General features: G+C 52.4%; 9 protein-coding genes. 8 read left to right on the top strand and 1 reads right to left on the bottom strand.

Annotated features, from left to right (window positions below; translation table 11 throughout):
* The first annotated feature begins 29 nt into the window (after positions 1–29).
* From ACA070_RS27830 to ACA070_RS27805, 6 genes are all read left to right on the top strand, one after another.
* Positions 30–1,427 carry an MFS transporter gene (locus ACA070_RS27830; RefSeq protein ID WP_497449146.1) on the top strand — a complete coding sequence of 466 codons (1,398 nt, stop codon included), beginning with the start codon at positions 30–32 and terminating at the stop codon, positions 1,425–1,427.
* Positions 1,428–1,436: 9 nt separating this feature from the next.
* On the top strand, positions 1,437–1,964 hold the full coding sequence (locus ACA070_RS27825; RefSeq protein WP_016969466.1) for a single-stranded DNA-binding protein: 528 nt from the start codon (positions 1,437–1,439) through the stop codon (positions 1,962–1,964).
* Positions 1,965–2,331: 367 nt separating this feature from the next.
* Positions 2,332–3,402, top strand: a complete 1,071-nt coding sequence (locus ACA070_RS27820) for a site-specific integrase (RefSeq protein WP_497449145.1) — start codon at positions 2,332–2,334, stop codon at positions 3,400–3,402.
* A 1-nt stretch (position 3,403) separates the two neighbouring features.
* The gene (locus ACA070_RS27815) at positions 3,404–4,978 is read left to right on the top strand and encodes a site-specific integrase (protein WP_497449144.1); all 1,575 of its coding nucleotides are present in this window, start codon (positions 3,404–3,406) and stop codon (positions 4,976–4,978) included.
* A complete protein-coding gene (locus ACA070_RS27810; RefSeq protein ID WP_497449143.1) occupies positions 4,975–6,963 on the top strand; it encodes an integrase in 1,989 nt (662 codons plus the stop codon). Before ACA070_RS27815 ends, ACA070_RS27810 begins: the two co-directional genes overlap by 4 nt.
* Positions 6,950–7,441: a protein kinase gene (locus tag ACA070_RS27805; protein ID WP_497449142.1), complete on the top strand. Its 492-nt coding sequence runs from the start codon at positions 6,950–6,952 to the stop codon at positions 7,439–7,441. Before ACA070_RS27810 ends, ACA070_RS27805 begins: the two co-directional genes overlap by 14 nt.
* A gap of 372 nt (positions 7,442–7,813) precedes the next feature.
* Here ACA070_RS27805 and ACA070_RS27800 read toward each other — a convergent pair whose 3' ends face one another.
* Positions 7,814–8,479, bottom strand: a complete 666-nt coding sequence (locus ACA070_RS27800; RefSeq protein ID WP_205893483.1) for a DUF2076 domain-containing protein — start codon at positions 8,477–8,479, stop codon at positions 7,814–7,816.
* 692 nt (positions 8,480–9,171) lie between these two features.
* Between ACA070_RS27800 and ACA070_RS27795 the strand changes: the two genes are divergently transcribed.
* Positions 9,172–10,548 carry a hemolysin family protein gene (locus ACA070_RS27795; RefSeq protein ID WP_497449141.1) on the top strand — a complete coding sequence of 459 codons (1,377 nt, stop codon included), beginning with the start codon at positions 9,172–9,174 and terminating at the stop codon, positions 10,546–10,548.
* Positions 10,545–11,561 carry a CNNM domain-containing protein gene (locus ACA070_RS27790; protein ID WP_497449140.1) on the top strand — a complete coding sequence of 339 codons (1,017 nt, stop codon included), beginning with the start codon at positions 10,545–10,547 and terminating at the stop codon, positions 11,559–11,561. The genes ACA070_RS27795 and ACA070_RS27790 overlap by 4 nt, the downstream gene beginning before the upstream one ends.
* Positions 11,562–11,714 lie beyond the last annotated feature (153 nt).

Raw genomic sequence — 11,714 nt, 5'->3', positions numbered from 1 at the left:
ATCGCCGCCGGTTCACATGAGGTTTTTCCATGCACGATCCCCACAGCGAACGCATGAGTGGCAGTGAGACACGCGCAGCAAGCGGTCTGGCCCTGGTGTTCGCCTTCCGTATGCTTGGCATGTTCATGGTGTTGCCGGTACTGGCGACCTATGGGATGGATCTGGCAGGGGCGACCCCGGCCCTCATCGGGCTGGCGATCGGCGCTTACGGCCTGACCCAGGCGATCTTCCAGATTCCTTTCGGTTTCATTTCCGACCGCATCGGCCGCCGTCCGGTAATCTACCTCGGGCTGATCATCTTCGCCCTCGGCAGCGTGCTGGCAGCCAATGCCGATTCGATCTGGGGCGTTATCGCCGGACGCATCCTGCAAGGCGCCGGGGCAATTTCCGCGGCGGTGATGGCTCTGTTGTCAGATTTGACCCGGGAGCAGCATCGAACCAAAGCCATGGCCATGATCGGCATGACGATTGGTCTGTCGTTCGCTGTCGCCATGGTTGTAGGACCGTTGCTGACCCGCGCCTTCGGCCTTTCCGGGTTGTTCCTCGCCACGGGCGGCATGGCGCTGTTCGGCATCGTGATCGTGATGTTCATGGTGCCGCGTTCCACCGGTCCGTTGCAGCACCGTGAATCCGGCGTCGCGCGTTCGGCGCTGATCCCGACGCTCAAGCATCCGGACCTGCTGCGCCTGGACCTGGGCATTTTTGTGTTGCACGCGATGTTGATGTCGAGCTTCGTTGCATTGCCCCTGGCCCTGGTCGAAAAAGCCGGGCTGCCCAAAGAGCAGCACTGGTGGGTCTACCTCACAGCGCTGTTGATCTCCTTCTTCGCCATGATCCCGTTCATTATCTACGGCGAGAAAAAACGCAAAATGAAACGAGTTTTGTTGGGCGCGGTGCTAACGCTGATGCTCACTGAGCTATTCTTCTGGCAGTTCGGCGATAGCCTGCGGGCTCTGGTGATCGGGACGGTGGTGTTCTTTACCGCGTTCAATCTGCTGGAAGCTTCGTTGCCATCTCTGATCAGCAAGGTTTCACCGGCAGGCGGCAAAGGCACGGCGATGGGGGTTTATTCCACCAGCCAGTTCCTCGGTTCGGCGCTGGGCGGGATCCTCGGCGGCTGGATGTTCCAGCACGGCGGTTTGTCGGTTGTATTCCTCGGATGCGCCGGCCTGGCTGCCCTCTGGCTGGTCTTTGCTGTTACCATGCGCGAACCACCTTATGTCACGAGCCTGCGCTTGCCGTTGTCGCCCGAGGCGATCCGCGAAGCGGGTCTGGTTGAGCGCCTGAAGGCCGTCGTAGGGGTAACAGATGCGGTAGTCGTTGCTGATGAAGCGGCGATTTACATCAAATTGGACACAGAACTATTGGATCGCACCACCCTTGAGCGCCTGGTGAACAACCCGGCCGGGGAAGCGTGCGTAGCCTAGGAGAACGTTATGGCCCGTGGGGTTAACAAAGTCATATTGGTCGGCACTTGCGGCCAGGATCCCGAAGTTCGCTACTTGCCTAACGGTAACGCCGTGACCAACCTGAGTCTGGCGACCAGCGAACAGTGGACCGACAAGCAAACCGGTCAGAAGGTCGAGAAGACCGAATGGCACCGTGTGTCGATGTTCGGCAAGGTTGCCGAGATCGCCGGTGAATACCTGCGTAAAGGTTCGCAGGTCTACATCGAAGGCAAGCTGCAGACCCGCGAGTGGGAAAAAGACGGTATCAAGCGTTACACCACTGAAATCGTGGTCGACATGCAAGGCACCATGCAACTGCTCGGCGGCCGTCCACAGCAGGGCGACCAACAAGGCGGGGGCAATAACTACCAGCAGTCCGCCCCGGCTCCACGCCAGCAGGCGCCGCGTCCGCAGCAGTCGGCACCGCAACAGTCGCGTCAGGCTCCGGCTCCACAGCAGGCCGCTCCGCAGCCAGCACCGGATTTCGACAGCTTTGATGACGATATCCCGTTCTGAACCTCATAAGTTCGGAATGTAAAGATCTTTAGTAGAGATAAATGCTACAAAGCCCCGTAAATTAAAGACTTTATAATGAATAAGACGGCCCCGCCTCTGTAAAGAGAGCGGGGCTTTTTCTTTACATCAAAAAAGACATCAAAAAAGTAGACATAAAAGGAAAATGTAAAGTAAAAGGTTCTCATAAGGTGCAGTGTAAAGGTGGAGCATGAAGCTTGAGGTAATCCAACACCCTACGGGGGAGCGAATTCCAATTATTCTGGACGGTCAGGGGTTCCCAGTCCCGGCTCCGAATGAGTGGATTCTTTCGCGAAGGGCCCTAAGTGGAAATACCCTTACTCGTAATGGGAGGGAGTTGCTCCTATTGATGGAATGGCTGGATGACTCCGGAATCGATTTAGAGTCTCGCCTTCGGTCGGACCGGATGTTCACCGAGGCCGAGCTGAATGGCGGCCTGATAGAAAGGCTGCGTCACTCAGTCAAGAAGGCAGTTCCGGGCAAAGCTCCTGTAGCACAAAACCTGACACGCATTGGGTCAGGAACCGAAAAGACTCCAGTGGGTGAAGAAACGTTTAACCAGCGCCTTCTTACGGTGAGAAATTTTTTGGTTTGGGCGTTTGGGGTCGAGTTGGGGCGCTTGAGTAGTCGAGACCCAATGTACACTCGTATGACAATGCATCAACAGCATGTTGAACGTATCATAGACAAGGCTTTTATCGCATACGCTTCCCCAGTTTCATCATTAAGAAAGTCTTTTACACGTAAAGGACTTGAATTTTTCAATAGGGCAATACATTACAAGTATCCCGCAGCTATCGGAGTTAATGAGTCAGTAAAATTCAGAAACTATATCTGCGCGATGATTATGCTCATGTATGGTCTGAGGATGGGCGAGCTTCTAAGTTTGAGGGTTCAGGATATTGTCTTCGGTAGCATTTCTGAATTGCGAGTTGTACGTCGCCCTGTCGATCCAGACGATCATAGGCGGCCTCCACCCAGAGTTAAGCGTCTCGCTAGACAATTGCCTTTAGATAATGACGTGTTTGCGCGTGAGCTATCTGAATATATTGAAATACACCGTGAAGCGATGATGGATAACGGAGATGTCGATGACCATGAATATTTGATTGTGAGCGATGAGGGTGAGCCGTTACATTTGAATACTCTGGGCCAATATTTTCGACAGCTTCGTATTGCATTCTGCGACAGTCTGCCGCCAAACCTAACGTCAAAAATGCTACGTCACACATTCTCGATGTCTCTTGAAAGGCGGCTCCGGGAGGCGGGCTTTGATGAAGAGCACCGTCCTCAAACGTTGGCCGGGATACGCGGTGACAGCCGGCTTGAGTCGCAGGATACTTATATCCGTGCGGGAATAGTCGAATCTGCTAATGAAGTGTTAAAACAATATCACGCTGACCTGATACCGGAATTTTGATATGAGTGCCGCCCTTGCTGTTCAAGAACTTTTTGAGGTCCATCAGTGGGAGTCGATTCCCGCTGAAGTAACTACAGCTGAAGGTTACGTCCTTTCCACAGTCGGCCCAGATTGGTATTTTCCGTATACTTTATCTTCCGGTAGTACAGGGCATTTCTCCAAGATCGTAAGCTTTCACGCAAAATTGGCGTTGCAACTATACTGCGTAGATCGCGTGAGAACGGTTTCTACACATGCGGGAATGGTTATGTTTCAAGACGTTTGGCAGGTAGTTTTGAGCCGTCCTGAAGCAGTTAGCATTTCCAACGGGAATTTTAAAAATTCGCTAATCAGTGTATTTCAAAACGCCCTCAAGACTGCCCGCTCTGAGCAGCAGCTTTGGCGCATGTACCGTCCTATCCGCTGGTACATCTGGTGCTCTGAAAACTATGCCGAGCTAGGCTTCTGTGAGGCGTATGCTCTAGAGCTTGATAGCATAATCCTACCAGGGAACCCCAAAGGTGAGGCTGTAAGAAACGAGCATGTTGATAAAGGCCCTCTGAACAGGGGCTTGGAGTTGCAACAGTTGATCAATGCGATGGAACGACCCACTGATCGCTCTCTGAAGCAGTTGCAAGAGCGGGCAGCGCTTGCACTTTTCATCGCTCATGGGCGAAATCCAGGCAATCTTTCTCTTTTGTTGGAGGAGGACCTAGTGAATCTCACACCCGAATCCGAGATTCCAACGTGGGTTATAAATTATCCTAGGATCAAGAAAAGGCTAAAAAATCCTCGCGCAGATATGAAAGTTGTGCCGATTCCTACACAGTATGCTGAATACATTCTTGAACTCATTGCAGCGGGCCAGTCGATAGACTGCTCGGCGCAAGTCGACGGTAAAAGGGTATTTCTACCTCGTCCAATGTTCATAAATACCTCGCAAAACACATCTGCACTCAATGCGGGGCGCCTTGATCAGTTGTTTCATTATGCTACATATAGTGTTACCGATCTCCTTAGGTCTTTTGTCCGCCGCCACCAAATTATGTCTCCTTTGACTCGGCGGTTACTGATTATAAGTGCCAGAAGGTTGCGATACACACTTGCCACTAACCTCGTCTTGGATGGAGTAAGCAGGAGAGAACTTGCCGAGCTTTTGGACCATTCGGATCTTCAGCATGTTGAGGTTTACTTCGAGCTTGCTGAGGGAATTGTTGAGCATTTGGATAAAGCTCTTGTCGGTTTTTATGCGGAATTTTTAAAGTATTTTCAAGGGAGAGTTGTCCACCCTGGGGATGTAGTCAAAAACGTAGATGATCCCAGTAAGCTGATCCCGTGCATGGACGTCAATGAGGACATTGGTGTCTGCGGCAAAGACAGTTTGTGTGGTCTGTATCCACCTTATTCTTGCTACAAGTGCCCGAAATTCCAAGCTTACGCGGAGGCTGATCACCAAGCTGTCTACGAGTTTTTGTTCCAGAGAAGGACGCGAGTCTTGGAGGCAGGTAATTCGCGGATTGCAGTCCAGTTAGACGAAATTTTGTACGCGGTTAAACAGGTCGTATTGCTGTGTGAGTCGGAAACCGTAAAAGCATGAAGCGAATTTCTAAAGTTACGCCATTCGTCTCTTCGTTGGAGACTGATAGAAAGCAAAATTTAGCCATGCTAGTGGCGCGTGCAAAACGTCTCTCAATGCTTGGCTTCGAGACGATTGAGTGGGGGGCTGTCACATGGGTTATATCGGACGGTAAGCTTTCAGCCAGCCCGGGGAAAAGGAAGGGTGACGCTTCCATTAACTTTATGACCGCGCCGAAATTGGGAGGCGCCGCACTCGAAGGGTCGTGGGCTGAGGCGGCTAAGTCGCTCATGTGCCTGCGGTTTCACAGAAAATCTTCTTCAATGTCTAGTCAGCGTAACTTTGTAACTGCGCTCGGCTATGTTGCCCATATCGCTGGGTCTACTGAGGTTTGGGAGCTTAAGCGTGAGGTGTTAGATAGGGCTTGTGCCCTGATTGCTTCACACTATTCTGAAACTACGGCTTATAACCTTTATAAGGCATTGCACGAATTTACTGATTATTGCGATGCGAATTTTTTGTGCAACGTGAGCCTTCGATATCGCTATCACGCGTTCAGTCGACCAAGTGCTGTCAACTCACGGGAACAGACGCGGCTGGACGATGCGCAAAATGAGACCACCAAGGCCGAAAAAATGGTTAGCCCAGAGGTTCTCCAAGCCCTAGGTGTTTTGTTTCTCGATGTGCCCAAAGATCATAATCTTCGTATTTATGTTGTGATGCTCACATTTTTGGCTTTCATGGGGCGCCGTTTTAGTGAGCTTGCAATGATGCCATTTCAATTGGTTGGGTCGGTGACCAATGGCGAGCGCTACATTTACACGTTTCCCGGTAAAGCTAAAAGCGGGGATGATCCAAGTGTTAAAAGACGTGTGTTTATTCCTACCAAAGCAGAAGAAGTTATTGAACAATGTGTCCAGGAGTTTTCAGATTTAAGTCACAGTGCCAGGGAAACGGCTAAAGAAATGCGGAGATGTGAAGGTCCGGATGTGCGCTTTATTCCTAAAGTTTCTGAGGATTACAGATTTTACAGTCTTGAATTAAGCGAGCTTGGAATTCCTAATTTAGTTGGGGTAAATGGATGGGCAAGGAAGAATGGACTGGCATTTCCTGATTTCAATAAACTCACTCTACAGGGTATAAGGCCAGCGAATCCGTCTCACTATGTCACTCGCTCGGGGATCGTTGCGTATTGCCAGTCTCTTTACAGTCCTAGACAGATTGAGTGGCTGATCAAGGATTCGGAGGGTATTACTTACTTTCCTGAGAATCTTTTGCTTCTGCGTTTTATGGGGTTGTCATCAGGTATGTATTCTCGCTCCATTGCGCAACCCATAAGTCATGCAATGTTGCAAAGATTTATAAAGGTGGACATCCATACTCTGGTGGAGAAATTTGTTGCGTCTGATTTGCGGCTTAAGTTTACCAGTCATCAATTTAGGCACACGCTAAACACTTTGTTGGATGAAGGTGGGCTATCTGAGCTTATGCAAACTCGTTGGTTTAACCGTACCAATCCACGAGATACCAAGGCATATCAGCATTCCAGCCCAGCGAAGAAGGCGCTTATGTATCGTGAGATGATCAAACTTGGTGAGGTCGGAGGCCCAATTGCAGATACTTACCACCAACTCCCGGTCGCGCAGAAAGACGCATTCCTGATAGCTAAGGTTAGGGCTATCCATGATCTGGGGCCAGGATTTTGTACGCATTCCTTCGCGCAGAGCCCTTGTCCGAAAGGACTCGAATGCCAAGCGGAGTGCAACGAGTTTTCTTGGGTAAAGGCCAGTGAAGACGGTAGGGCTGAAACCATTCGGCTGTTTAAAACTCAAGTGGTGCAGGTTGAGGCTGCTGCTTCGAAATACTCATCAAAACGTAAGGGGGAAAGCGAACAGTGGCTAGCGCACGCGACTAAGAAGCTTGGCGTGATGGAAAGGCAGCTTCTTGATTATGGTGTGGATCCGCACCTTTTGAAACAGGAGGCATTGACCAGTGAACAAGAATAGTGAAAGTCGTTCTCGACGTATGACGGACACTGATATACGTCGAATTGTCAGAGACCTAGACCTCTGGGCATTGGGGGAAAAAAACGGGGAACTGTCTTGGGCCGCTGTTGAGGAAATGTCGGGATTTACGCGTCAGGCTCTCAATGCACGCCCTGAGATCAAGGCAGCCTTTGGCGTTGCTAAGGCAGCGTTACGGACCGGTGGGGCTGGCAAAGCAAAGCAAGAGGCGCTCGGTGATAATGCGTTGTTGCTCAACGAGAACGCACGCCTCAAGGCTGAGATCGAGTCGTACGCAGCGAGGGAAACAGCGTGGAAGGCGCGCTGGCAAAGAATCGCGTTCAACCTTAGGTTGAATAATCTTCAAGTCAGCCATATTGATCGGCCTGCACCCGATAGCGCGAAGTTGCCTTCTGAGCGCGAGACAGATTCAATTTTAAGACCATTTGACAAGGAGATACCCTCGTCCGGTCGAACGTAGTCGGGGCCACGTTTTGCCAGATTAGCGGGATCAGTGTCATATCCCTTAGCTTTCTGCGAACAAGATCCGAGCGACCAAATTGCTGAGTGGGTAATTGCACTCCACCTGACCACCCATTTGCATTGCACTTGCCCACTCATTTGCATTCGACTTGACCAGTCGTTCGCATCGGATTTGACCAGCACACTGAGTGGCCCTGACTGGCAGAAGTCGACCCAAAGCGGACCTTCAGATGGCAGTTCCAACCATGTACTCATGGGTCACATCTTTAACAGGCGTTCCCAGCTTCAATTTGACGAACCTTGGAAACGTTTGGACGAGTAAAAAACATGCCGGTCATTAAGACCGGCATCTTTAGCTCATTTTGCGAAATCAAACAAACTCGTCGTCCTCCCCGCCACCGAAGAAGCCCTCGTCAGCATAGTAGTCATCTGCTGCGGGTTCCTCCTGTGCCACTGGTGGCTCTTCTACAGGTGCTTGGCTAGCAAGTTGATCAGCACCATCGTCTTGGAACATACCCATCAACATGTTACCAAGCACCATCCCTCCAGCAACACCGGCGGCCGTTTGCAAGGCGCCCGAAAGGAAGCCGCCACCTTGCGCCGGCGCCCCGCGTTGGACGAACCCTGGCTGCTGTCCTGCACCTGGTTGTTGTCCGAAACGCCCACTGGCAAGTGAGCTTTGTGCACCGGTATTGCCAGCCTGGGAACTGGCCGGCCGGTTCTCAACTGGGTGAGCCTGGCTACGACCGCCAAACAGGCCTGCCAAGAAACCGCCACTGTTCTGCTGTGAAGCGTTCTGAGCACCCTTGAGAGCTTCAATCTCCGCTGCCTGTTCTTTAATGCGAGCGTCCAACTGCTCGATAGCATTTTCCTGCACGATGATGGCCTGCGCCATGAAATAGGGGGCTGCGGGCTGACGAGCAACGTGCTCCCTTATCAATGCGTCGGCCTGGGGCTCTCGCGGTGCGGATTGCCCCTCAACAGCATGCAGGCGGGCAAAAAGTCCATCAATCAGGTTCTTCTCTTCAGGTTGCATAGTGTCTACTCAATGCCTTATGGCAGGTGCACGCATCATCAGAAGCGGCTTCAGCGATGTCAAAAAACAGCTATTTCAAGAGGTTTCAACACGCGATCAAGCGTTGGATGGATATTTTCAGTGACATTATTTTTTCAGAACATGACGGCCTCAGAAGAGTGCAGGAGCACTTCTGACCACAGGGGAAATGACTTCCCAGCCAAGCTACCGCCGCCCTCAAGAGTCTATTGAAGGCGGCTGTAGCTCAAAGCAAGTTCGAAACCACGCGGAGTCAGCGACTCACTGCTGGATGGTTTCGTCACTTATGGCCGATTTCTGCCTGTCGCGACCGGCAGCTTCACGTCCTGAGGAAGTCAGTAAACCTAAATCGAGGTTCTTCAGGAGCGGTGAACCGCGCTTCCTCAAGGCATTCAAATAGGTGGGTTCATCGTAGAGGGTCACAGCTCAATTTCATGACGATGTTTGCGTGATATGAATGCGATTGTGCTGGTGGCAGCCAGCTGCGCTTTTCCAGTTTCTAGACCATAGGTCGATTGGAGTCGGCATTCACAAACGGAAAAGGTTCTCTAGCTAGACGACATGGAGCAAACGCCCGTATGCTCTCGATTCCTTATCTGCATGGAATCCTTCGTGGACCCCAGCCCCGCAACTCACATCCGCTGTCCAGATTCTGAATTTGGTCGTGCCACCAAATGATCGAAACTATCCCTACCCTCATTCTCGGCATCCTGGTCATCCTTGCGATCATCGCTGTAAACGGCTATTTCGTTGCGCAAGAATTTGCCTACATGGCGGTTGACCGTACCAGGCTCTCAGCATTGGCTGCTGCCGGTGATACATCGGCAAAGCGCGCATTAGCCGTCACGAACCGCACCAGCTTTATGCTGTCGGGTGCCCAGCTTGGCATTACCGTTACAGGCTTACTTGTTGGTTATGTCGCTGAGCCTTTGGTTGGTGAGCCATTAGGCTTTCTGCTCGCAGGAACCGGTATTCCGCCCGACGCCAGGGTGGCCGTTGGGACAGGTCTAGCCCTAGTTGCTGCTACGATTATCCAGATGATCGTGGGTGAGCTTTATCCGAAGAATCTTGCCATTGCCAACCCTGAGCCCCTGTCTCTCGGGCTTGCCCGCTCCACGCTCTTCTATATGTCGTCCTTCGGCTGGCTAATCAGTTTCTTCGACAAATCTGCCAATCTTCTTCTGAAGTTACTGCGTATTGAGCCGATTCATGACCTCGATGTGAGCGCCTCGGCTACGGATCTACCGCACATAATCGCGAACTCGCGTGACAGTGGCGACCTACCACGTGAGCTTTCACTCATGATGGATCGCATCCTCGACTTCCCACAACGCAACGTCGAGCACGCTATGGTGCCCAGATCACAAGTCGACTGGGTTGAGCCAGATACGACGCTCGAAGAGCTGCGAGGGCTAATGGCGCGTGCTCACACCCGATACCCGGTGATTGACGATGATGATTCCCCTGTAGGTGTTGTACATCTTGCCGACGTGCTTGCACGTCTTTCCACGGGAAACAGTGATGAGACCGTTGCGTCGCTGATGAGGCCTGCCATGGTGCTGCCGACGCTGATGCTGCTGCCAGATGCTCTTGATCAGTTGGTTCACACAACCGATCAGTTAGCTTGTGTTATCGACGAGTATGGTGGTTTCGCTGGAGTTCTTACGATTGAAGATCTCGCCATGGAAATTGTCGGTGAAATTACCGATGAGCATGACGCAGAAGTCGGGGATGCCATCGTGTCTGAAGGGGAAAACACTTGGACAATGGAGGGCGACGTTCACCTCGACGAGGTCAGGCGCATTATTGGTCACGACCTGCCGCGCGTTGATGTTGAGACAGTGGCAGGTATGCTGATCGCGGAGCTTGGCGCCCTGCCAAGAGAAGGCGACACAGTCACCATTGATCTACCTATCGATGCTGCCGAGCTGGTCTCCGAAGAGCCGTTGAGATATCGACTCGAAGTTGATGTGCTGCGTATTGAACGACATGTTCCGACTGACGTTCGCGTACGGCTGGTCAAAGTGTCTATGGCGGAGGAAGACCAATGAATGATCCGCTGATAGTCACGATAGCAACGGTCGCGCTCATCGCGCTGAGTGGCTTGTTTGTTGTAATCGAGTTCGCGTTGCTCGGCGCTCGCCGGCACCGCCTTGAAGAGCTGGCCGTCAACAGTCTGTCCGCTCGTGCTGCGCTGCGCGGCATGAATGATTTGACGTTGATGCTTGCCGGTGCTCAGTTGGGCATCACGCTGTGTACCTTTGCCCTAGGTGCGGTAACGAAACCTGCGGTCGACTTATGGCTCGGCCCAGTGTTCATCGCGTGGGGCTTGCCTGAGTGGGCTGCTGGTGGCGCAGCTTTCGGCTTCGCGCTTTTCCTGGTGACGTTCTTGCACCTGGTTGTCGGTGAGATGGCGCCCAAGTCCTGGGCCATTGCACACCCGGAAAGATCCGCTCTGGCAATTGGCATCGTCTCGCGCATCTATACCTGGCCGCTACGTCCGCTGTTGCGCTGGGTGAATCGAATCGCCAATCGTCTCGTAAAAGCCTCAGGTGTTGAGCCAGTTGAAAGCGCCGCAGTGGGTGGTCAGGATATTGAGACCATAAGGCAACTCGTTGAGCATTCGGCGAAGGTGGGCGCGCTACAGCCGCAGATGCAGCAGCAGATTTCTGGCCTGATCGACCTGGGCACCCTACCCGTCGAAGCTCTGCTAATCGAGGGGGAGGCGCTGGTTCACGTTACGCGGGATGCGACGGTGGCGGATGTCCGCACTGCGGCCATTCAGTCCGGGCACCTGCGCATCCTCGTGCTGGGAACCGAGGGCATACAACCCTCGGTGGTTCACGTACGCGACACCTTGCTTGAGCCAGAGACTCGGTTTGCGCATGAGCTTGCACGAGAAGCTTTTGTGCTTGATGCGAAAACCCCCGTCTATGAAGCACTTGCGCGCATGCGTAAATCGAGCATTCAGCTTGCTTTAGTCGTGAGCGCGGATCGCTTGCTGGGCGTTGTTACGTTGGCCGACATCCTCAAACGAGTGCTTCCTGCTGCCTCCAATACCTAACGGTCGCATGTATGTCATAAATGTTCGGGTGTGCCCGTAACCACTTGGCAGTTACATCTTGCTTGGTATAGACAGTTTTCAGCCTTAGCTTCGTTGCTGATCAAGCTCATGACCCTATGCGGCTGAGCACGTATTGAAGCTGCTCACTGGTTA

Source organism: Pseudomonas sp. LBUM1678, from assembly GCF_059695575.1.
The sequence above is the reverse complement of the archived record's forward strand: the minus strand, read 5'-3'. Positions and strand labels throughout refer to the sequence as shown.

Bases quoted from the DNA above. Each gene is read 5' to 3' on its own strand.
- ACA070_RS27830 (WP_497449146.1), top strand. From the start codon at position 30: ATGCACGATCCCCACAGCGAACGCATGAGTGGCAGTGAGACACGCGCA.
- ACA070_RS27825 (WP_016969466.1), top strand. From the start codon at position 1,437: ATGGCCCGTGGGGTTAACAAAGTCATATTGGTCGGCACTTGCGGCCAG.
- ACA070_RS27820 (WP_497449145.1), top strand. From the start codon at position 2,332: ATGGAATGGCTGGATGACTCCGGAATCGATTTAGAGTCTCGCCTTCGG.
- ACA070_RS27815 (WP_497449144.1), top strand. From the start codon at position 3,404: ATGAGTGCCGCCCTTGCTGTTCAAGAACTTTTTGAGGTCCATCAGTGG.
- ACA070_RS27810 (WP_497449143.1), top strand. From the start codon at position 4,975: ATGAAGCGAATTTCTAAAGTTACGCCATTCGTCTCTTCGTTGGAGACT.
- ACA070_RS27800 (WP_205893483.1), bottom strand. From the start codon at position 8,479: ATGCAACCTGAAGAGAAGAACCTGATTGATGGACTTTTTGCCCGCCTG.
- ACA070_RS27795 (WP_497449141.1), top strand. From the start codon at position 9,172: ATGATCGAAACTATCCCTACCCTCATTCTCGGCATCCTGGTCATCCTT.
- ACA070_RS27790 (WP_497449140.1), top strand. From the start codon at position 10,545: ATGAATGATCCGCTGATAGTCACGATAGCAACGGTCGCGCTCATCGCG.